Raw genomic sequence first — 22,699 nt, 5'->3', positions numbered from 1 at the left:
TGTCTTCTATAACTTGATGGAGTAACTTTTCTTTACATGAGCCCCAAAGTCATTAATTAGGTAAAAGTCCACTTCGTAATTCGTTAAAGACGGATCAAAATCGTTGAGTGTCCAATGCAACATCGACTTGGGCGTCAACATGCTATTTTCGATTGGCCACGTTTTGTCGCCAGACTTCAGCACGATGTTATTGATGGTCACGTGATAGCTACTGTTATTCTGAGCCACCACTTGCCAGCCATTGGTATTGCTGACGGAGAACGATAAATTGCGATCAATCTCTTCGACCGAATCTTGAAGATCAGTCGGACGATAAAAAAGTTTCACCCTATTTTTTAAAACAATGAGCATTTTATTTTCTTTTTCCGCCGCTTTGCTGGTTGGCGGAATTTGAACCATATTCAGGTAAAAAACACTTTCTCGGTCTTTGGGTAATGCTTTGTTGGTATTAAATACTCGGATTCTTTGGCCTGAGTTGGCTTCAATTCTAAAGATAGGTGGGACAACAGAAAATTTATCGGATTGCGTTTGGATGGTGGAACTTGGGTTACCTTCGTCGACCCAGACTTGAACAAGATAAGGGAAGTCGTCTTTATTTGAAAATTGCATCCCATTATCAGACTGCGATTCATAATAAATCACACGCGTATTTGTCATCACGACACTGGCGACTGAATTAAAGCTAAAAACCAACAGTATAATTAGACCTATTCGGTGAGCTAAATACATATATCCCCTCACGATAAGTATTATTTGGCGGAGGTATACACACTCCGCCATTATTATGAATGATTACAAAGAAACATTATTATTGGTAAGTCAGCGCGTATTGCACCGAACTGATGACGGTACCCGCAGTCGCATCGCCACCTTCAGCGAAGTAACGAACTGCAAAGTTGTGGCTTGCTTCAGTTTCACCAGCAGCAAGGACTAACCCCGCAGCAGTGGCCGTTGATGTCAGATCCAGTGGGTCAGTGGCTGTATCAGATTCCAAAAGTTGCAGCACAACGTTGTCTGCTGTACCGGTGTTGCCCAAGTTACCCGCTGCGGTAACGTTGTTGCCGACAAACACCGTGCCGATGTTTAGGCTGGATGCTGGCGCAGTACAACCCGTCACACCCAGAGAAAAGTTTGTAGTACCTGTCGAAAGACCATCGGTTAAATCTGTTGCAGCAACCGTTGGTAGCAGGACCACAGGAGATTCAGCATTGCCGTTCACTGAGACAGAACAAGTTTGGTCAGCAACTTCTCCTTGGAAAGTAATTGTGTTTGCGCTTTCTGCCATAACAAGAGATGGCGTGAATAATACTGCAAGTGTTGTTAGTGTGAGTGCCTTATTCATTATAACTATTCTCCGATTTGAAGGTTGACTTTGACTTTGTCCTACAATTGACCCTTAAATTATTGTTTAATATCTTCACCTGAATCAGGTGGGACAACTTGAGCGACAGGGACAGTCTATTAACAAATCAGAAATAATAATGTCATCCGCTTCCTGCGAACGTGTAAGACGATTCCCACAGGGTAAATAAGGCTTTTTAATTGGGGTGACGTTTAAAAATAAATATAAAGAAGAATATAGATATAGCGAGGAGAAGTTATTTTTTACAAAGCGAGTCAATAAATGTCAAGGCCTCAACGCGGAATAATTTTCGCGTGATTGAACGTTTCATGGCATTGCAATTTAGACAGTGAAGAATGACGCAAACTGCGCAGAGGCTCAGCGCAGTTTGAAGCCACAGGAGTTGCTTTATAGCGCTGACTCGTGTGGCACCGCGAGGCGTTTTTTCGTCGCGCGCTCTCGCGTGACCCACCAGCATACCAGCGAGCCGATGGTCACCATCGCCACACCTTGCCAGAAACTCGCCCCCAGCATCACGCCTAGAATCATGGAGGAAAACAGCGTTGAAATCACAGGGGTAAAGTAGGATAAGGTGGCGAGCAGCAGCATGTTGCCGCGTAAAATCGCCACGTTCCACAAGGCATAACCACTGCCCATCACCACACCCGTCAAAATTAAACTGAGCGTTCCCGAGGCGGTGAATACCAACGGGCCTTCATCGCTCACGGCATATTGAAACCACAAGACGCTGGCCGTCGCGATAAAAAACAGGCCAATCGCATTCTGGCCCTTGGCAATAATTTTGGTGACGTTGCAATACACCGCCCAAATAATGGCACCGAAAAACGCCATGGCGTACGTCAGTGGATTGGTGGCCACGTTGTTCGCAATCAGCGTAAACGACAGCCCTTGATCGCCGGTAATCGTCCAAGCCACGCCAACAAAGGCGAGCGCAATGCTCGGATACACCCACACGCTAACGGGCTGACGGCTGGTCAGCACCGCAAACAATACCGTCAAAGCGGGCCATAAGTAGTTGATCACCGCCATTTCCAGCGCTTGATGGCGCGAGTTTGCCATTCCCAAGGCCAGCGCCAAGCAGATTTCGTAGCTGACGAACAGCGCACCGCCAATCAACACATAGCGCAAAGAGAATTGGTGAACTTTAGGAACGCCCATCACGATCAGCAGAAACAGTGACGCCACGCTGTAAATCAGTGCGGCGCCGCCAATCGGGCCGAATTGTTCTGCGACCGTGCGAGTCAGCCCCATCAGGCAACCCCATAACAAAATCGCTGCAATACCAAACAGGGTATACCGATGACGGGACAAAGCAGACTCCACTAAAAAATGATGAAAGGAATCAACACTGTAGCGGAAAACGTCAGCAGAAAGAAGCGTCCTCTTCTCGCGCTAAGTGACGAATGATTCTCGCCGGCGTGCCGCCCACCAGCGTGTCCGGTGGCACATCTTGGTTGACCACAGAATTGGCTGCGACCACAGAACGGGCACCAATCGTCACGCCTTGGTTAATCACCACATGACCGCCAATCCACACATCATCTTCGACGACGATCGGTTTCGATTCAGTTTCCCATAAACGGCGGCTACGATAATCCAGCGAGTGGGATGCAGTGTAGAACTGGCAGCTCGGGCCAATCAGCACGTTGTCACCAATCGTAATCGGCGCGTTGTCGAGCATCACCACATTCATGTTCAGAAAGGTGTGATGGCCAATGCGAATGGTTTGTCCAAATTCACAATGGAAAGGCGGCTGCACAACACTGTCGGTGCCAAACGAGCCGAATAACTGTTGTTGCAACGCGTTGCGCTCGTTGTCATCGATGCACTGGTTGATGCGTAGTTTCAATGCTGTGGCGCGTTGGCGAATGGTGACGATCGACGGGTCTTCTCCATCAAAGACTTGGCCGGCAATCATTTTTTCAAATTCGGTCATCGTGTTCTCCTGTCATTCTATTCGCACAGCGTACCGACTTTTTTAGTAGAAAAAAGAGTAAAAGCCGCAAATTGACTTTCCCCTATTTCCAACGCAAGGCGAGGAGCGAAGCGATACCGCTTTCTAGCCCCTGAATTCCCGTCGGCGTGAGCGTCCAGAGCAACAAGACAATATGGCTTAACACAATGAAAAACAATACGATTTGATAAAGAAGTGAACGATGAGGTGGGTTGAAATGGTATTGACCCAGCAACGCGCCAGGCCAGCCGCCCAGCAGCGCTAAACTCAACAATGCCGACGCGCCAGTGCGCGGTTTTTTTCGCTTTTCCGCTCGTTTATCGAAGCCGTAGATACACCACAGCACGGCACTCATTGCACCATAGGAATACGCCAGTTCAGCGGGGTAACGCCAATACACCACACCGCCAACCAACGCGGCCAAAAACCACATCGCCAACAGCGACGCCCAAGGAAAAGCACGCACACCATCCACATGCGTCGCGCGGCGATTCCCGGCATCATCCTGCACAAGGCGAAACCGTACGGCTTGCCCGGCATGCCCGCTCAAGTCGACAGAGTTGGACACATCACGCTGATAAAATTTGATTCGTAACGCGTCCGCCTCCGAGGTGACGTAACCGTACCCTTTATCGGCATACCACTCTGTGATTCGTCCTTTGATCGCCATGTTGCTGCTGAGTTTTCTATCAACGGTGCTATAAGCATAGCCAAGGCAACAAGAACAGCGAATTGCGTCCAATAAAAAACCGGGCGTTGGCCCGGTTTCCGTCAGTCGGTGATGATTTCCCAACTGTGGGTCATCTCGACCCCTTTGCCCAGCATCAAGCACACCGAACAGTATTTTTCTAGCGAATCTGCTGCCACGCGTGCCACCACCGCTTCATTCAGGTTGTCGCCCGAAACGGCAAAGTGAATGTTCACTTTGGTGAAAATCCGTGGCGCCGTATCGCGACGTTCTGTGGTCAGCTTCGCCGTGCATGTGCGCACTTTCTCGCCCGCCGATTTCAAACCATCCACCACGTCAACCGAGCTGCAACCACCTGCCGCCATCAACACCATTTCCATTGGTGAGAAATAAGTACTGTCACCACTTGCCATTATAATCTCTTGATTTTTATCTGTTTTACCAACAAATTTTAAATCTTCAATCCACTTAACTTCTGCTTTCATAACTCAATAATCTCGATAAAATGCATTTTTTAACAATCTGATTATATCCGTATATGACAGATAAGAAAAAGCCATACCGAGGAATAGCTTTTCATGTTTGGTAGTAAGAAGACGTGTAACTACTATTGAAACTTAGAAAGGAAAGCCTATTGAACAAATCAGTAGCAGATTGCTACTAAACCGCGTCTGGCATTGAGCAACAAATCGAGCAGGAAAGCTTGTATGAACTTTGGCAAACTTGAGCAAGATTCTGGAAAATAAATGCAACTTAGTGCATCATTGCTGAAAAAATCAGGGTGTCGCATCTATGATCAAAGAATGGGAAGGAATAATCAAAGTCACTGGAGCTGTTGGTTTAGTAGGGTTGTTATTCGCCCTGTTAATGCGACACTTCTTTAGTGAGCAAATTATATCTTTACTCGGTTCGGACAGAGTTTTCTTCATAATCATAGCACTTGTAGCTATATTCTTTATTTTAATGATAATTGCTCTATTGAATCGTTCAAGTTCAGTAAATGAACCAAACAACACTACGAGTCCGACCAAGAAAGAGGTAATTGTCACATACAGAGACAATGCTAATCACAACGGAGACAATAAGTTCTAATTATGGCTCAATCGATTAGTGTCACTTATGAAAATGAAGCTCAACACAATGGCAATAATATTTTTGTTCAACTTACATCGTTGGAGCAAGCTATTGAACAAATCAAAACTAACTTGGGCGATTGTACTGAATCTGTTGCAATTATTGAGGATTTAGCTGATTACATCACGGATTTTCCTTCTCGTGAAGTTATCGGTCTTGAGAAGAAACTTGATAATGGCGGACGGAAAGAATTAAAAGACCGCGCTGTTCTACTCAAAAGTCGCTTCGAACGGAGAGTTGCTAAAAATCAGATGTCTTTATCCGAACAACACGTTTACATACAAATTCTTTCTGCTATTAGCACTATTTGGCACTCAAAAATAGCTCCATTAATAGAGAACAACGCTGCTACACACCAAATAGATCAGACTATATTTGATGAATTGGTAGAACCAATACACAAAGCAATTGTGAGATATGATACGCTAATAACAACCGATTTAGTTAATGGTATGCTCTACTTCCTGACTGGAAAGTGTCATATTCAGTGGAGCAAGCAATGTTAATGTATCATCCAGCTCAAGATATAAACCACTGTTTATATCGATTAATATTAATATTAATATTGGAATTATCCGAGAAAGACTCAATCAACATCGAAACATATCGTGTCATGGATTTTTATACACTTTTCCCTCACCTATTAAAGATGATAAAACCATTACCCAATGAATTACGTTCATATCGAGAAGCTTTCAATAAAATCAAAGAACCTTTTGAAGCGATAAAAAACACAAAGAGAGTAATGTTTGAGTTGGAAAACTTCCAGTCAATTTGTATTCAAAACCTGATCGCAAAAGGGTTACTGGATAAAAAATCTTTCACAGATGGTCAGTTAAAGATTAATAGCGCAAACATACCAAAATCCTTAAAAGATTCAATTAACAATTCAAAGTTGTCCGATGAATGTTGGTTCAAGGCCATAATAAATCACCTTCCTGATATTTCATTCAATGGAAAAAAAGGATTGAAAGCTCGTTCAGGACTTATGGAATTTAGATATGATTTGGAGAAATCATGAGTTTATCAAAGCTATTTATAAATAGATTAGTGGTACATGGTTCTGGGAAAATTGTCTACGATCAAAAGTTTCACCTTGGCGTCAATATTATTAGAGGGAAAAATGGCACAGGTAAATCTACGATTATGGATTTGCTCAATTATGGACTTGGCGCTGAAATTACAGAATGGACTGAACATCAAATACAATGTGATTGGGTTGCACTGGAAGTAACTGTTAATGGTCATATTGTGACCTTAAAAAGAGATATAACCCCTACAGGTCAAGAAAAGGTACTGTTCTTTGATGGAGAAATGACATCTGCTCTTAAAGACCATGAACGTTGGACCAGATACGGAATGCGTAGAAGCGGCGACACACATAGCTTCTCTCAGCACATGTTTGAATTGTTAAATATGCCTCGCCATCAAACTGATGACAGTAAAAATTTAACGATGCATCAGATTCTTCGATTAATCTACGTTGACCAACTTTCTGCTCCACAAAAGCTTTTAAAAGAAGACACTAAGTTTGACAATTTGACGATTCGAAGAGCTATTGGTGAATATCTTTTAGGCATTGATACTCTTGACGCATATAACTTAAGACAGGAATTAATTGAAGCAAACAGAGAATTTGAAAAATTCAATGCCGAGCTAAATTCCATTTATAGAATGTTTGGTCATAAAGAGAACTTAGTTAACTTATCGTCGCTAAATAACGATATTGAAGCGGTAAAACAAAACATTGTCGATTTAGAAAATAAACGCTTAGAAATAAAGAGCACACCATCAGCCGAGGTTTCGATAGACACATCCAAACGAATTAGAGAGCTTGTATCTAAAATTGAAGAACTATCGAATAAATTGAGTAAATATTCAGCTAATAGATTGGAAACACAAGTAGAGCTTAATGAAACAACGCTATTCCTTCGTTCATTGGAACAACGTAAATCGGCTCTTGGCGAGTCTCAGGTAACATATAACTCCCTTGGTACTATCACTTTTAAATACTGTCCTTCCTGTCTTGAACCATTGGAAAGTGCAGGTAGTGATAATTGTGGTCTTTGCAAATCACCAAAACATAATTCAGAAAAAGACTTTGCATATTCACAACTACTTAATGAACTCAACTTTCAAATCAGTGAAAGTAAAAAGTTAATTAAAAGCTTTGAGGATGATTTATTAACAATTGACTCTCAAACTCCTTTAATAAAACAAGAACTAAATGCACTAAAATCAGAGTTAAAAGAAATAAACTCATCAACTGATGAAAAAGAGGCTGAACTCCTTAAAATATCAACCGAAATAGGCTTTAAACAAAGCCAAGTCATTTCATTAGAAGAGAAGCGAGAACAAGTATCTAATGTAGATAACCTACAACGTAAAAAAGTATTAGCACAGAATAAGATCAATGAGCTTCAAGAAAAATTAGATACGATATCGGCTCGGCAAGAGCAAAGATATGTCTCTGTTTATGAGGGTATTGAATCAAAGGCCAAAGAGTTACTAAAAGCTGACGGTGGCTACGAAGGTGCTTTTGATGATCCAGATGACATCGTTTTTGATTTTTCTAAAGACAAAATGTATGTGAATGGAAGAAACAAATTTTCTGCAAGTTCAATGGTAGTGCTGAAGAACAGTATAAGATTCTCCATATTCTCTCAATCTGCCGATGATTCTTACTCTCGCTTTCCTAACCTAATCCTCATGGATAATATAGAGGATAAAGGAATGGTTGTTGAGCGAAGTCAGAACTTTCAACGCCAAATGGTCGAGGTATGTAATACCATCAAAAATGACTTCCAGTTGATATATACCACTTCTATGATCGCCAGCGAATTAGAAGGTACAACAATGTGTGTAGGTCCTTTTTATGAAAAAGGCTGTCATACGCTTGAGTTCTGATTACGGTAGAGTGCTACTTAGAAAAATCTGAGTAGCACGATTAGATAAACGATGATCTTACTGTAACTGCAATCACTTTTTGAAATACAACATTAACAAGCCTATGTTAAATTACTAAAGAGTAACGATCTCCATTGATGAAACAATTGTACTATCGCCTGCGCCAAAGATAATTTCTCGTTTTTATCAACTTTACCAACGAATTTTAGATCTTCAATCCACGTTACTTCTGCTTTCATCTTGCCTGAACCTACAACACATAATGATAGTTATCATTTTAACATTAGAAGCAAATTCATGACTTCTTTAAATTAACCAGAGATGGCTAATTTCTATTATTTTTCGATAATGAACGAAGCTCTACACACCTATGATATTCAATCAGATAACATATCTTCTTGCCATTGATTATAAAAAATATAGGGATGTAGTATTGCACCTTACGCACTGAACTACTCCTTTACTGGTCTCGTTATAAACCAATAAGACATTTACATTCTGCACCTTTTCAACAAACTTGGAAGATAACAGGGCAACGAAAATTTATTACTATGTTGTGATACATCACAAAATCCACTCATGTTCATTTAGACAGTATCTATTTATTGCATAATAACTTGCAATCAAAGTCTTTGGAGTTGTTGAGTATGAGAAACATGACTTATGTTTTCATGACAGAAGAAAACGAAGTTATTGATACAAATGAGTTCTTAGATAATTCAGATGAAAAAGTACTTTTTGAATTAAGAACAAAAATTGCAAAGAACCGTAAGACTTCTCCAATCGCTCTCTGCAGTACTTACTTCCAACCAGTGCTACTTAAAGGCACACCACAAAGAACCAAATACTTTGCTCATGTAAAAGATTCTGAAGACTGTCCCGTAAAGACCACAACCAATCTCACAGCAGAGGAAATCCTTGCTATGAAGTATAACGGTCAAAAGGAAGGTCGGCTTCATAGGGAAGGGAAAGAAACTATAGCCCAATACCTTAGAGCGGATAGTCTGTTTCACAATGATATTCATGTTGAAAAGACGTTCAGAGAAAAACATCCAACTGGTATAGCCAAACGCTGGCGTAGACCTGATATCTCAGCAATGTTATCCAAAGACTCTCGTGAGGTGGTTTTTGAGCTTCAAGTATCAACAACCTTTCTCGATGTCATTATTAGCCGTGAGCAGTTTTACAAAGAAAATGATGCCTATATTACGTGGGTGTTCCTTGACTTTGACGCAGAGAAGTTTACGACTCTTGATATTGCTTATGCCAACAAAGCCAATGTTTTTGTATTGGATAACGAAGCAAAGCATGAATCAGATTTGAACAAAAAACTTGTTTTAAAATGCTATTACCGTCAACCATTTATGACCGAAGACTTAAACATTGCTCATAAGTGGGTTCATGAACTCGTTGATTTCTCAATGCTCAATTTTGATGAGTTAAATAAGAAAACATATTTTGTCGATACTGATGCTCTTAGAGCAGAAGTCATTAACCATATAAACGACGAAAAGCGTAGGCAACAACTCGAACAAGAAGAAAGAGAGAGAGTTAAACAAGAAGCACTGAGACAAGAACGAGAAGAACAGAATCGGCTGGATAAACTTGCACGATCATACTCTCACTTTCAGACTCCAAATCATTACAAAGAGAAGGCTCATAGAAGTAAACATCTTTCCCAAATCCCCTCTTCTGCCAAATCATTGGGTGGAACCTTGATATGCAGAAAATGCATGAACATAGGAAAACCGAAGAAAGTTGGTAGGCTTACTGTTTGTGGACGATGTGGTCATGAGCTGATATAAATTCAAAGTTTTAATATAATTATGATTCCCAAAACTATACACACTCAAACCTACCTACAAATTTTGCATTTCATTGATTCCGTGTATTTTTAGTATGAAGATGTTGTATTCATATACATTCTAAGAACAATCGTTGTGGCGTTCATGTTGCGACAATAGAACAATCAGAAATAAGGACAAAGCATGTCTTTCGAAGCCCCTATCACCATCGCCGAAGCTATCGAAAATATTGAAAAACAGAAATACCTTTTACCTTCTATACAGCGTGAATTTGAATGGAAACACGACAAAATTGAATGGCTTTTTGATTCAATCATGAGGAATTATCCTATTAGCTCGTTCCTTTTTTGGAGAGTCGAAGGTGAAACCAAGGAAAAGTTCAAATTTTACAGATTCATACGTAATTTTAGACAGAGATATCAAACTCATAATGAAGAGGTAAATACGGCAGGTCACAATGATTTTCACGCTGTTTTAGATGGCCAACAACGTTTAACTTCACTGTATATTGGATTAAGAGGTAGCTACGCTTATCGTACTCCTCGACTAAAAGAAGAAAATAGTGAGCGTGTTTACCCTACTCGTCACCTGTACCTGAACTTAACTAAACCACTTCAAAACGAAGAAGATGGAAGAGTTTATGAGTTTAAGTTTTTAACGGAAAGTGATGTTGAGAAGTCATCTTCAAGCTGGTTTAAGGTATCAGATATCTACGGACTCAGTGACGATTTTGAGTTTAATCAGCATTTAGATGAAAACGGATACAAAAACAATGAGTTTTCATATCGTTCATTATCGAGATTAAAAAATGTCATTCACTCACAAAGGATTGTGAACTTTTTCCTCGAAAAAGAACAAGATATAGACAAAGCATTAAATATTTTTATCAGGATAAATAGTGGTGGTGAACCTTTAAATTTCTCCGATTTAATCATGTCTATTGCTGTTGCTAACTGGGAAACCAAAAATGCTCGAAAGGAAATTCATAGCTTAGTAGATACTATAAGAGATAAAGGCTTCTATATTTCAAAAGATCTCGTACTAAAAAGCTTTCTTTTCCTACACAGTAAAGATATCAAGTTCAAAGTCACAAATTTTTCAAAATCAAATGCATCAGACTTTGAAAACGAGTGGGATGATATCAGAGACACAATTTTAACAACGTTCGACCTTATCAAATCCTTTGGATTCACCGATGCTACATTAACATCAAAAAATGCTGTAATTCCAATAGTTTATTATATTTATCACAGAAAGATAATAAACAACTTTGTGACTAAATCTTGCTACGCAGAAGATCGTAAAGTTATTGAGAAGTGGTTGCACACTGCATTGGTTAAGCGTCTCTTTGGTGGAACATCAGACTCTGTACTGAATCAGATTCGTAAAGCATTTACTTCTGATGTAACTTCCAACCCTATAAAAGAAGATCTAACTCTTTTCCCAGTTGATGCGATAAATAGAGAAATTAAAAAAGATACTGGCATTAGTGATGAGTTTATTGAAGAGCTACTGAACACTCAGTACAGCAATCAGTACGCATTTTCCCTATTAGCTCTGCTGTATCCAAACCTTGATTATAAAAACAACAATTTTCATAAAGATCATCTACATCCAGAGTCGAGCTTCGATTCGTTAAGCCAAGAAAGTAAAGATCAATATGGATGGTACACTTACAACTCTTTGAGAAACCTACAAATGTTAGATGCAAATGAGAATATGTCCAAAAATGACAAATCGCTCGAAGCATGGGTGCAAAGTGAGATAGAAAAAACAGGTATCACAAAGGAACAGTTTTTGTTTTCTCATCACATTCCTGACACTGATCTTAGCCTTCAAAACTATGATCAGTTTATTGAACTACGTTCAGCAATTTTAACCTCAAAACTCAAAGACTTACTAATTTGATAATAACCTTGTACTTAGGTTATTTATAAACATAAGGCCACTCAGTAGAGTGGCTTTTAAAAGTTCCTATATCTTTGACATTTTCTTATAGTGTTCTCGATAACCCATCTCTTCAAATATTAACCTCAATCCATCTTTAAATGCAGCATAATCGAACTCCTTAAAGTCAATTATGTTCTGTCCAAGGGAATGAGACTCACGGTTGATATAACGTATAAAAGCTTGATATCTAACTTCTTTTAGTTTTTTATGTTGAACAACATTACTAAGATCTGTTTTTTGAACAAAGTTGAAAAAATACTCTATAACATTTCGCATACAGTTAGCGATCAATGCTGGCGGTTGATGCTCATCATTAATGACAGACCAGTATGACTGATAATCATTCTGAACTTCTTCATACTTCATCGATTCAATTCTTGTGCCTTTCGTGTTCTTCGACAATCTGAAAAGTAATTGAGTTTCTGCTCTTCTATCATGCTTTGAATCCACAAGCTCATAGAAAAAGTATAGGCTGTGCGTAAGTACAAATACTTGTTCAACGTTTGTAGCATTAAAGAAATCGTTCTTGATAAGTTGACCAATGTTATAAACATAAATGTGAGACAAGCTTGACACTGGGTCATCAATCACAGCAATTTTTTTCACATTACCTTCGTCTGCAGTTTGCTTACCCTTGAACAACTCACGAAAGTACAGAAAACTAATGATCATCTTCTCACCCTCTGAAAGTGATGAAAAGATTGGAGCATTAGAACCAGTCCTTACAATTCGATACAGGTCTTCTTCATACTTCTCGATATAAAAATCGGTAATACCGATATCTACAAGCCCTTTATTGATATTTACAATAGATTCTTCGATATTGACTGTTTGTTTCTGTTGCTGTTTTCTTTGTGCTTCAAGTTTAACTACCTCAGTATCGACCTTATCCTTGTCAGCTTTCAGCGTAGTTGTTTTGTCATTACTATCTTTTTGAGCTAACTCATACGCTTTGATAGTCTGATCGTATTCCCATCGTACAATTTGCCAAAATTGCTTCTTGATTTTGCCCTTCTCAGCTTCAGAGTTATTAACTTTTTTGTTATGAATGACTATGTTGTCATTTACTGTGTCCACAAGTTCATTGAATTTTTCGATGTGCTCGACAAACTCTTCTAACTCAATTTGCAAACTTAGAGTCTGTTTTTTTTGCTCAATCTTTTGCAAGTTTGCATTTAACGCACCAGAAATTAGCCCATATATCTCGGTCATCTCTGCAAGGGAATCTGCACAGAACGGAGAGGTTTTGTAGTTATCAAAAGAAGTTAGTGACTCAACGATCCCTTTATATTTTGTAACTATCTCTTCGATTTTAGTCTTACTTTCTTCATATGATTCATCAAAGTAGTTTTGTATCTGATTGATTAATTCAGGTGTAATAGTTTTCGATTGACAGAATGGACAAGTATCATCCTCAATCTCGGCAAGGTATTGCAAACCACTACTAACCCAATCGGAATTTTTTAACTGATTAATCAATTTTGAAATCGGACTATCTTCATTACCTATTACTATCTCTTTGAGTAGTATCAATTCTTCTGTTGAAAGTTCAGACAATGTGATTTTAGGCAAGATTGAATAAGTGGTAGCTTTATCCCCCTCAATTGCCGCAACTTCCTCTTTGAGCATTTCAATCGTTTTTGTTGGCTTAATGGCAGGTAAAGGAACTGATACAAGGTGATTGAATAATGTTTCTTTTTTACCCATTAACCGTTCAAGGCAAAATTCCAGAACACGATCCCCACCTGAGTAGTTCTTCTTTATCTCCCACGCATTAGTTTCAGCAGTATCTTTTGCCTTTTTTAAGGACTCGTTTTCCTTATCGATTTCAGTCTGGAAACCAGTACTCTTTTCATTTAGTTGCTCGATCTGAATCCCAAACTGCTCTACTCTTTCTTTTGCTTTTTTGTTTTCGCTTGAAAGGCTAAAAATGCCATTTATTAAGTCTTTGTCATAAAAGACATCTTTAATAAACTTCTGATTATAAACAAGAATTTTTGAACCATCATCAGTATGCGAACATTTATGGTATTTCCCGTCACATGGTTGGTAAAAGTAGTTAGAGAAAGTACTTTTCCCCGCCCCGTTTAAGCCATAGATTATGTTCACTTTCTTGTCTGTATTGAGCGATGTTGTGTTTCGATAACTTGCTACATCACTAAGGTTTATTTGTGTAATCATATTCTGCCTATACCAACTGGGAATTGAATTTATTAGTTATATTGATTTGAAATAACCTAAATCATTGGAAAATTAAGGCACTTTCAACCAAATTCCCACTATATACGTAGTTGATATTCTTTACTTTGTTAGAGAACACAATTTCAACCACAGATTAAGTTTCAAAATTAATCTGAAACAACTTGGAATGTTGATAGGGTTTAACTTAAGAAGGAGCAAGGGTAGATAGAAATGCAGGGGAAAATGTATCTAAAATGTTAAATTCCAGCTCTACCCGCCAATTTCCATCGGACTTGGCGCTGTTGCGCCGCCGCTGCCATCCATCACGATGGAATGACCCGATTGAGATTGTCCGATAAATTTAAACGCTTCGACCCACTTAACTTGTGCTTCCATTTTTACTACTCATCTTAACCAGAAGATTGTGGCGTCATAATACCAGCATCAGCGAGTTCATCGCTATACGCACCAGAAGATAGCCAACCCACAACGCAAGGACGCTGATCGCGCTACCGATGACCAAAAACAGACCATCGCGCTCAATGATGCCGAGCGCAAAAAAGATAATGGCAATGTTCGGTGGAAAGTTCACAAACGGCAGTGGCAGTACAGCGACCGCCGCCAGCACGCAGATGATGAGACCAATCACGCGGCGCGCCAACGCATTGGAAAGCGGCGCCCAACGCGGTTTGATGTAGTGTTCCACACGTTCAAACCACGGCAATAACTCTTCAATGAAGCGAATGGTTTTCTGGCGATGCAGTTTGCGCTTTTGAATGAGACGCGGCAAACGCGGCGCTTGTAGCCCCAAAGCAAGCTGCAACCCCAATAGGAAAATCGCAAACCCGGCAAAAAAAGAGATGCCCGGAATCAACCCAGCCAAGCTGAGCATGATCAGCAGTGCCCCGTAAGAACGTCGTTTCAGCAACTCCAGTAAAGTGCCAATCGACAGGTAAGGTTCAGGGTGATCTTTTAGGGATTTCAGCAAGAACTCAGAGGTTTTCTCCACGTCGTGTTCGCTCTCATTATTCGGTTGGCCTGACGCCGTCAGGCGGATGGGCACATTATCATTCATCCTTCTCGCCTCACGCAATCGAGATTATTGTCATGACGACAACGTGCCACAAGGAACCACACGTTATGTCAGCGCAGATAAAAGAAAACCCCACTAAGCTTTCGCTTAGTGGGGTTCAGTTCTTACTCGCAGCAATCCGGCTACTAATAGGTGCTCCCTGCATCTATTCCTTGATAGTCTGCTGTATCCTTCAGCGCATTCCGTTTCATCGCCTTCCTAGCGGTGTCCCTTATCCGTCATCCTGACAGATTCACGCCTTATTCCTTTAAGTTGTCCATTAACCATCCGTTGTAACCATCCTAGTTACCAAGCTTCCAGCTAATGTCCTTCGCTTTCCATGCCGATCATTCATCCTGAATCATCGAATCTTCGTCCTGAAGATGACCTGTCCTTGGGTCTTTCCTGTTCCGTGTCTGCTTCCTGCTGACAACTTGAGATTACGACATCGGAGATTTTCAGCAAGCGGCTCACAACATCCAACTGAGCAAGAAAGTGGGCGAAATTTTATCATATTGATATATTTCAATAGGTTAATAAAACAAACTCGTTTTTCTCTTCACTCAAAATGGACAATATCTTACAACACGCGTAAGAAATATCTCACAAAGCGAATCTCAAATATTCCCTATTGCTAAAATACACCCAGTCCACAAAGTTTGATGCAGATCTCACCCCAATCCGAGCAATCAGGAAGCAGTTGGGTTCCATTGGCGGATAAAGCCCAGATTTTCCTAGACTCACCTTGGTAAATTAAGGATATTAGGAGCAATCTTGATCACACAATCGGCAAAATAGACCGCTAACTCTGTTGAGGAAACCATCCTATGATTTCTAAATGGGCACAACGCTTTTACCAAATGGCAGAACTTGTTGGCTCGTGGAGTAAAGACCCTTCCACGCAAGTTGGGGCCGTGATTACCAAACAGAACCGTATCGTCTCCGTCGGCTTTAATGGCTACCCACATGGCATTTCCGATAGTGCCAACACCGACGATCGTGATATGAAATATCTCAAAACCTTGCATGCGGAAGAGAACGCCATCTTGTTTGCCAAGCGCGATCTAGATGGCTGTGAAATCTACGTCACTCATTTCCCTTGTCCCAACTGCGCAGCCAAGATCATTCAAACTGGTATTTCTGCGGTGCATTGCCCAGAGCAATCGGCAGACTTTTTGTCTCGCTGGGGAGACAAAATTAAAGTGAGTCAGGATATGTTCCTGCAAGCGGGCGTGAAGGTGAACTGGCTGCCCGTTCACGAGCTTCAACCCATCAGTGAAATCCATAAATAATATCAGCCCTCCATTCGGAGGGCTTTTTACTGCGCATGATCCCGCCTAAAAACGCTCATTTTTCAACCTTTTGAACTACATCAAAAGTTAACGAATTTTTAAATACGTCTCTTTAGTGAGAATGCCTCACAACTTTGTCCATAAAGCGATGGCTTTTGACTTGAGTCGGCTTTGCCCCTACAGAACTAGGACTACAATTCCAAACATAATCCAAAATCATTGCTGCACATGGTTTCATTTGCGGCGTAAACGCGACTCACACGGGATCCATATGGCATCGACGTCAATTCAGTCAGGTTCGGGATTAGGTACGCGTTTCGTTATTACGTTGTTGTATCTGCTCTCCGTTTCCGTCATTAGCTACACCTTGCTCACCGAGCATCACACTGCGGTGCAATATTACTATGCCTACCCGGCCTTGATGTTGATCGCGCTGATCAGCCGTCATCGTTGGACGAAACGATTGGCGGCGATGGGGTCTATTGCGGTCATTTTAGTGGGCAGCTATTTTGAGCCACTCACACTCGACGCCATAGAAGAGTCATTTCTTCTGATTCCATTGACCTATTTGGTGCTGTTTCCTGGCTCACTGTGGCCATTTGTGTCTGCCATTTTGCTGATTGGGAGCTACCTGCAATATCAGAAAATCGGCACGCCGCCGTTTTATCAATTTACAGAAGATGCCGTCGAGCTGGCGGCCATTGCCTTTTTTGCGACCGTCGGCGTCTATTACAAACAGAAATTGCAGCGTCAACTGGAGCGCTATCGCCGCGACAGCTACACCGACTTTCTCACCAAACTGGCAAACCGCAAAGCGTTTACCCGTGACACCAAAGCACTTGAACGTCAGCGTGACACCGAGACACACTACGCCCTGCTGCAACTGGATATCGACGATTTCAAATTGATCAACGACAGCTTGGGCCACCAGCAAGGAGATAAGCTGCTGTTTGAACTGGCTAAACGCCTGAAAGGACTCGATTTTTCACGGGTGGACTTGTACCGCATGAGCGGTGATGAGTTCGCAATTATTTTGAAAGACCAATACGACATTCGTTTCTACGCGGACCAGGTGGCGCATTACATTTTGGATGCATGCAGCCAAGGCTTTAAGCTCGACAACCGCAGCTATCACATGACGATGAGCATCGGGATTGCACTGTTTGAAGATGCGATGCACGACAGCGATATTTGGTGTCGTAACGTTGATATTGCCGTGCTGCGCGCCAAACAAAAAGGCAACAACATCATTCAACATTTCGACGAAGAGCTGATTGGTGAAACCATTCGCAACTATCAGTTGGAACGCGAACTCAGCAATGCGATTGAAAAACAGCAGTTAACCCTGAACTACCAACCCAAAGTCGACATTAAAACTGGCGAAGTACACAGCGCCGAAGCGCTGATTCGCTGGCACCATCCCGATTTAGGATTAATCTCGCCCGAGGAATTTGTCGGCTTGGCCGAGAAAAGCCAACAGATCATTCCGATTGGCCGCTGGGTGATAGAGACAGCTTGCAAGCAAGCCAAAGCGTGGCAGATCACCGGACACAACATCTGCATCGCGGTGAATGTTTCCACCGTGCAGTTTCTCTACGACGATATCTTTAATGTGGTGACCAAAGCGCTGCGAGAAACGCATCTGGATCCGAAATTATTGCAACTGGAGATCACCGAAACCACATTGATGCAGCAACCACAGAACGTGAGTGAAACTTGTCAGGACTTGCGCACCCTTGGAATTCGCATTGCGATTGATGATTTCGGCGTGGCTTATTCTTCACTGAACTACCTCAGCCAGCTTCCGATTGACGTCTTGAAAATTGACAAGTCATTCGTCGACAATTGCGTCAACAACCATGACGATCACATGCTGGTGCGTACCATTATTCAGCTTGGGCACAATATGGGAAAAGTGGTGACGGCAGAAGGGGTGAATAACCACAATCAACTGCATTTGTTGGCCATTGAAGGCTGCGACGAGTACCAAGGGTATTACTATTCGAAACCCCTGCCTGCCAAAGCGTTTATTGAACGCATCGAGCAGATGGATTACCCCGAACCTACGCGACTTCTAGCTCAGTAAAGATGTCAAACAACTGCTTCGATTTATACGGCTTCGGCAAATAAGCGTCCATGCCCGCTTCAAAACAGTGGGCAATGTCTTCATCCAACACACTGGCAGTCAGCGCAATAATGGGAATGTTTTTCAGCCCCTGCGCCGACTCCCATTCGCGAATTTTACGTGTCGCTGTAAAGCCATCCATCACCGGCATCATGCAATCCATCAGCACCGCAGAAAACTGGCCACCTTGGGTCACAATGTCCACCGCTTCCTGACCGTTACTGACAATCACGTACGCTAACCCGGCTTTTTCTAAAAAGAAGGTCGCGATTTTTTGATTCATCAAGTTGTCCTCGACAATCAAAATACGGGGATTTGTCGCTTCCTCTTCTTCTTGCGCTGGCCGAGAGTGGCGAGCATCCTGCACGGGCGAAAGCTGCGCACTTGGCGACGATTCGCGCAACAGCTTTTCAAATCTCAGGCCCAAAAATGGCAACGTAATGCGACCATGAATGGCATCTGCGACGGCTTTGTTGGTGAACAAATGGTGTTGCAACATAATGAGCCGAGCGTGCGGGAAGCGCTGCTTTAAATCATCGATATCGGATAACTTGCCGTGGGTCAAACTGTGGCAATAAAGCACATTCACCACCGCAGTCACTGCAGCGTCCTCAATATGAGCAATGGTCGATGCTTCCACCACGGCCAATCCCAAACGCGTGCACTCTCGGCGAATGGCTGCGGAGTAATTGGAATTATTGGAGATAAACAGCGTGGTTTGATTCAGCGGTTGCGGCGTTGGCTGCTCGAGTGGCAGCGTCACGGGAATCGTGAATTCAAATTGGCTCCCCAAATCTTTGGTGGAGTGCACTTGAATCGAGCCATCCATCAACTCCAATAACTGGCGGCAAATCGCCAGCCCTAACCCCGTGCCACCAAAGCGGCGGGTAATGCTGCCATCTTCCTGAGTAAAGGGGTCAAAAATGGTGCTCAGCTTGTCTTTGTCGATGCCTTTCCCGGTGTCGGTGACGCTACAGCGAATCAGCGGCGTGTCTTGACTGACATAATTCACTTCCACATTCACATACCCGTCTTGGGTAAACTTCACTGCATTGGAGAGCAGATTCATCAGGATCTGTTTCACCCGATACTCATCCGCCACCACCATCACCGGCAGCTCAGGGTCCAGCTGAATCGCCAACTCGATGTGCTGGCTGATCGCTTTCACATTCACCAAATTCACGGTGTCGTACACCATTTCAGCAAAATTGAACGCATTGGGATTTAACGTCAGGCTGCCCGCCTCAATCTTGGACAGATCGAGAATGTCATTGAGCAGTATCAGCAGCGATTGGGATGAAGTATCAATGTCATCTAAAATGTCCTGCTGGTTCACGTTTAATCCGGAAGAGGCCAAAATTTCAGTCATGCCAATGATGCCGTTGAGCGGTGTGCGAATTTCATGAGACATATTGGCCAGAAACGAACTCTTGGCCCGGTTGGCGGCAATCGCTTCTTCTTTGGCGTGAATCAAACGCTCTTCATGCGCTTTGAGTTCCAAAATAATGTGGTTGAGGCTACCGACGAAATCGGAGAACTCATCGTTCCCATCAATGGCGATCTGCTTCACGCTATCGCGCTTGTCCCGTAGCTGCCCCATGGTGGCGAGGATCCGATTGAGCTTGGATGAAATGCGATAAAACGTCCCAAGGCCCAGCACCAATAGCAGCACAAACACCACCGCCACCACAGCGCTGATCACGGCGATCCGCTGACTTTCCTGACGAACCTGTTGATCAATTTGCTGCGACAGATGTTCGGAAAAGCCCAAAAACAGCTTCTGCACCGCCGCTTGGCGATTCTCCAGCGTCTGCACATATCCGCTCAACTCACTGGGCGTCACTTCTTGGCGCAGGATCTTGTCGCGCAGAATGGCGCCTTGGCGAAAATCTTGTTGCGCGAATAGCTTAACGATCTGATCCAACTGAACCGAACTGGCACCCGTATCAATAAAGCGTTCAAGGTGTTGCTGTTCACGCTCCGCAATTTGGAAATACTGACCGAGCTGCTGAGGCGTCAGCGTGTCCGTCTGAGATAAATCGCGGATAAACCACGCCTCACGCTGCATCCAGTACAAAAACCAACTCAAATCGTCATACACCACATCCAAAGTATGAATGTCGGTGGGCGCTTCATGGTTGCTGCGCTTTTGAATGTCGGTCAGCAATTCGTAGATTAAATCGAACGTCCAGGTGCCGTATTCGTGGGTCTCGGCCACCGTCGCCGAAGCAATTTCGCTGGCGAGGCTTTTTAGCTCTGCGACGTTGCTGCTACTTAATGAGGCAGAATTCCCGGACACGCGCATGAGATTTTGATCATCGATGTTAGCGCCAACGAGGGTCAATTCGTTGTCGAGAGCAATCCGCAAGCGCTGAACGTCGTTTTGATGAATGCGCCCGATCAGCATGTCGTACGCCAGATGGGTCGCGTTCGTCAGATGATTCAACGCATCGATTTTTTTGGTGATCACACGGTAAGCGACCAATTGCGTTTGGAATTGGCTGAACAGATTCCAAGTTCCCCAACCAATCACCAGCATCGGCATGAGACACAGCAGCATCAGTCGAGCTTTTATTGAGAAACGAGAAACAGTGCGCATTCCTTAACCTTGAATGTGAAGAGACCTAGCCTATGGTTAAAGAGTAGACAGTGTTTGTGCCGTTTGCGCCCATAATTTCAAGAAAGTTGAGTCAGTTAGGTGAAGGAAAACCGTTTTTGCTGAAACGAGTCTGGTTGGTTATCACATCCCTTGTGCTGTTCTGGAGTACCGCCGCGTACCCGGAGTCGTACGCCATTGTGACGCTCAATCCCAACCTGCCGCCCCTCAAAGCCAGCCAAGTCAAGATGCTGTACCGCGGCCGCTTGAGCCACATCGACGACATCAATATCTCCTTGCTCGACCTGCCGCAGAACTCCCCCCTGCGTCAGCAGTTTTATTACGGCCTGCTGGGTAAAAGCCCGGCGCAGATGCAAGCGATCTGGGCGCGGCAGACTTTTTCTGGCCGCAGCAAAGCGCCTTTCGAGGCGAAACAGAGCGACATCCAAGAGGTCATCGCTTGGCTCACCCACAATAAAAATGGCATCGCTTATATCCCCGCGAGTTGGGTGACAGGCTCCGTCCATGTCATCTATGTCTTCAATAGTGAGGAACCACTATGAACGCAACGTCTCTCATTGGCTTCATTCTTTTTTCTCCACTGGCGATGAGTCAAATCAACGTCGGGGAACATCTGCGCGTCAGCGGGTTTGGCAACGTGTCTGCCGCCAAATCTGACACATCCGTGCCAATTTTTGTGCATCGCGATATTGATGACGACGGGTGTTTTGATTGCGATACCACGCTGGGATTGCAAGTAGATTGGATCCTCAATGATCGCTGGCGCGCGTCGGTGCAAGGCGTCAAACGCCCGCAAGATCATTTTTCCAGCCCCGAACTCGAGTGGGCCTATTTGGAATCGGCGTGGGGCGCTTATAGCGCGAAAGTCGGTCGCTTGCGCCTGCCGGTGTTTATGATGTCGGAATATTATTATGTCTCGGTCGCCTACCCGTGGATTCGGCCTCCCCAAGATGTGTACGACAGTTTGCTGGGCATTACCCACTATGATGGCGCATCGTTTGAGTGGAACACCATGCTCACCGACACCTCACAACTGCGGGTATCGACCTTTGCAGCGCTGCCGAGTAAAAATGATTACCAGATTTACGACATGCAATACACGCTGGATGCTGATGCGGCCTACGGCTTGACGGTCGACTGGTATCGCGATGATAACGTGTTCCGTTTGGCGTATCTCACCAGTGAAGCGGATCTGCAAACTGGCGGTTACAACGTCTCGCATTACGATATGGATTTGTTGGCGCTGGGCATGAACTATGCGCTCGGTCCCTATCACTTGTTTGCTGAATACATCTATGACGATCAACTCTACTCAAACTGGTACGTGGGATTGGCACGCCAATTTGGGAAATGGCAGCCTTATCTACAATACGGACAACGGCGAAAACTGTATGACAACGACTCGTATCTGGTGGGGCTGCGCTACAACATTGTGCCCAATGTCGCGCTCAATGGAGAGTGGCAAGTGGTCAATAGCACAGAAAATGCGTTGAGCGGCCACTTCACCAAAGCGCAAAACCCAGCAACCGGCATCGAAACCCAAGCGCACATTATTTCCTTGGCGATCTCGTTTACCTTTTAAGGGGGTAACTTGATGAATATTACATTTTT

18 protein-coding genes and 1 pseudogene are annotated in these 22,699 nt (G+C 43.1%); 9 read left to right on the top strand and 10 right to left on the bottom strand.

Features of this window, described 5'->3' with window-relative positions; translation table 11 throughout:
• Nucleotides 1–6: 6 nt before the first annotated feature.
• From VFA_RS15115 to VFA_RS15090, 6 genes are all read right to left on the bottom strand, one after another.
• Nucleotides 7–729 (bottom strand): fimbrial biogenesis chaperone, encoded by a 723-nt coding sequence (locus tag VFA_RS15115; protein ID WP_232281725.1) that lies wholly within the window; start codon nucleotides 727–729, stop codon nucleotides 7–9.
• Nucleotides 730–808: 79 nt separating this feature from the next.
• Nucleotides 809–1,285 (bottom strand): fimbrial protein, encoded by a 477-nt coding sequence (locus tag VFA_RS15110; protein WP_232281724.1) that lies wholly within the window; start codon nucleotides 1,283–1,285, stop codon nucleotides 809–811.
• A gap of 465 nt (nucleotides 1,286–1,750) precedes the next feature.
• The gene (yddG, locus tag VFA_RS15105) at nucleotides 1,751–2,674 is read right to left on the bottom strand and encodes an aromatic amino acid DMT transporter YddG (protein ID WP_004727721.1); all 924 of its coding nucleotides are present in this window, start codon (nucleotides 2,672–2,674) and stop codon (nucleotides 1,751–1,753) included.
• Between the two features lie 52 nt (nucleotides 2,675–2,726).
• Nucleotides 2,727–3,299 carry a sugar O-acetyltransferase gene (locus tag VFA_RS15100; RefSeq protein WP_004727720.1) on the bottom strand — a complete coding sequence of 191 codons (573 nt, stop codon included), beginning with the start codon at nucleotides 3,297–3,299 and terminating at the stop codon, nucleotides 2,727–2,729.
• 82 nt (nucleotides 3,300–3,381) lie between these two features.
• Nucleotides 3,382–3,987 (bottom strand): DUF1294 domain-containing protein, encoded by a 606-nt coding sequence (locus VFA_RS15095; protein WP_038151905.1) that lies wholly within the window; start codon nucleotides 3,985–3,987, stop codon nucleotides 3,382–3,384.
• Nucleotides 3,988–4,088: 101 nt separating this feature from the next.
• Nucleotides 4,089–4,490 carry an OsmC family protein gene (locus VFA_RS15090; RefSeq protein WP_004727717.1) on the bottom strand — a complete coding sequence of 134 codons (402 nt, stop codon included), beginning with the start codon at nucleotides 4,488–4,490 and terminating at the stop codon, nucleotides 4,089–4,091.
• 609 nt (nucleotides 4,491–5,099) lie between these two features.
• Here VFA_RS15090 and VFA_RS15080 point away from each other — a divergent pair.
• The 5 genes from VFA_RS15080 to VFA_RS15060 all read left to right on the top strand — a co-directional run bounded on the left by VFA_RS15080 (nucleotide 5,100) and on the right by VFA_RS15060 (nucleotide 11,759).
• Nucleotides 5,100–5,645 (top strand): ABC-three component system protein, encoded by a 546-nt coding sequence (locus VFA_RS15080; RefSeq protein WP_050780271.1) that lies wholly within the window; start codon nucleotides 5,100–5,102, stop codon nucleotides 5,643–5,645.
• Complete coding sequence (locus tag VFA_RS15075; protein ID WP_038151900.1) at nucleotides 5,639–6,160, top strand: ABC-three component system middle component 5; 522 nt, start codon at nucleotides 5,639–5,641, stop codon at nucleotides 6,158–6,160. The genes VFA_RS15080 and VFA_RS15075 overlap by 7 nt, the downstream gene beginning before the upstream one ends.
• Nucleotides 6,157–8,046 carry an ATP-binding protein gene (locus VFA_RS15070; protein ID WP_004727716.1) on the top strand — a complete coding sequence of 630 codons (1,890 nt, stop codon included), beginning with the start codon at nucleotides 6,157–6,159 and terminating at the stop codon, nucleotides 8,044–8,046. Before VFA_RS15075 ends, VFA_RS15070 begins: the two co-directional genes overlap by 4 nt.
• Nucleotides 8,047–8,693: 647 nt before the next feature.
• The gene (locus tag VFA_RS15065) at nucleotides 8,694–9,851 is read left to right on the top strand and encodes a DUF6035 family protein (RefSeq protein ID WP_004727715.1); all 1,158 of its coding nucleotides are present in this window, start codon (nucleotides 8,694–8,696) and stop codon (nucleotides 9,849–9,851) included.
• A 183-nt stretch (nucleotides 9,852–10,034) separates the two neighbouring features.
• Nucleotides 10,035–11,759, top strand: a complete 1,725-nt coding sequence (locus VFA_RS15060; RefSeq protein WP_004727714.1) for a DUF262 domain-containing protein — start codon at nucleotides 10,035–10,037, stop codon at nucleotides 11,757–11,759.
• A gap of 66 nt (nucleotides 11,760–11,825) precedes the next feature.
• Here VFA_RS15060 and VFA_RS15055 read toward each other — a convergent pair whose 3' ends face one another.
• The 3 genes and pseudogenes from VFA_RS15055 to VFA_RS15050 form a co-directional block, all read right to left on the bottom strand.
• Nucleotides 11,826–13,982 (bottom strand): AAA family ATPase, encoded by a 2,157-nt coding sequence (locus VFA_RS15055; protein WP_004727713.1) that lies wholly within the window; start codon nucleotides 13,980–13,982, stop codon nucleotides 11,826–11,828.
• A 279-nt stretch (nucleotides 13,983–14,261) separates the two neighbouring features.
• Nucleotides 14,262–14,378: pseudogene (locus VFA_RS23245) on the bottom strand (OsmC family protein); the annotation flags it as partial.
• Nucleotides 14,379–14,412: 34 nt separating this feature from the next.
• Nucleotides 14,413–15,057: an exopolysaccharide biosynthesis protein gene (locus tag VFA_RS15050; protein WP_081454455.1), complete on the bottom strand. Its 645-nt coding sequence runs from the start codon at nucleotides 15,055–15,057 to the stop codon at nucleotides 14,413–14,415.
• An 824-nt stretch (nucleotides 15,058–15,881) separates the two neighbouring features.
• Between VFA_RS15050 and VFA_RS15045 the strand changes: the two genes are divergently transcribed.
• Both VFA_RS15045 and VFA_RS15040 read left to right on the top strand, forming a co-directional pair.
• Nucleotides 15,882–16,346 (top strand): dCMP deaminase family protein, encoded by a 465-nt coding sequence (locus VFA_RS15045; protein WP_004727710.1) that lies wholly within the window; start codon nucleotides 15,882–15,884, stop codon nucleotides 16,344–16,346.
• A 271-nt stretch (nucleotides 16,347–16,617) separates the two neighbouring features.
• A complete protein-coding gene (locus VFA_RS15040) occupies nucleotides 16,618–18,432 on the top strand; it encodes a putative bifunctional diguanylate cyclase/phosphodiesterase (protein ID WP_004727709.1) in 1,815 nt (604 codons plus the stop codon).
• Here the strand turns inward: VFA_RS15040 and VFA_RS15035 are convergent.
• Entirely contained in the window at nucleotides 18,410–21,070 is a 2,661-nt protein-coding gene (locus tag VFA_RS15035) for a hybrid sensor histidine kinase/response regulator (protein ID WP_038151897.1), read from the bottom strand. The genes VFA_RS15040 and VFA_RS15035 overlap by 23 nt on opposite strands.
• A 116-nt stretch (nucleotides 21,071–21,186) precedes the next feature.
• Here VFA_RS15035 and VFA_RS15030 point away from each other — a divergent pair, with 116 nt between their 5' ends.
• Together VFA_RS15030 and VFA_RS15025 are read left to right on the top strand one after the other, a co-directional pair.
• Nucleotides 21,187–21,630 carry a hypothetical protein gene (locus VFA_RS15030; RefSeq protein WP_038151894.1) on the top strand — a complete coding sequence of 148 codons (444 nt, stop codon included), beginning with the start codon at nucleotides 21,187–21,189 and terminating at the stop codon, nucleotides 21,628–21,630.
• Nucleotides 21,627–22,670: a porin family protein gene (locus VFA_RS15025; protein WP_004727706.1), complete on the top strand. Its 1,044-nt coding sequence runs from the start codon at nucleotides 21,627–21,629 to the stop codon at nucleotides 22,668–22,670. Before VFA_RS15030 ends, VFA_RS15025 begins: the two co-directional genes overlap by 4 nt.
• The last annotated feature ends 29 nt before the right edge of the window (nucleotides 22,671–22,699 follow it).

This window comes from Vibrio furnissii CIP 102972 (assembly GCF_000176175.1).
Taxonomy (GTDB): Bacteria; Pseudomonadota; Gammaproteobacteria; order Enterobacterales; family Vibrionaceae; genus Vibrio; species Vibrio furnissii.
This window is presented reverse-complemented; position numbering and strand designations above follow the sequence as displayed.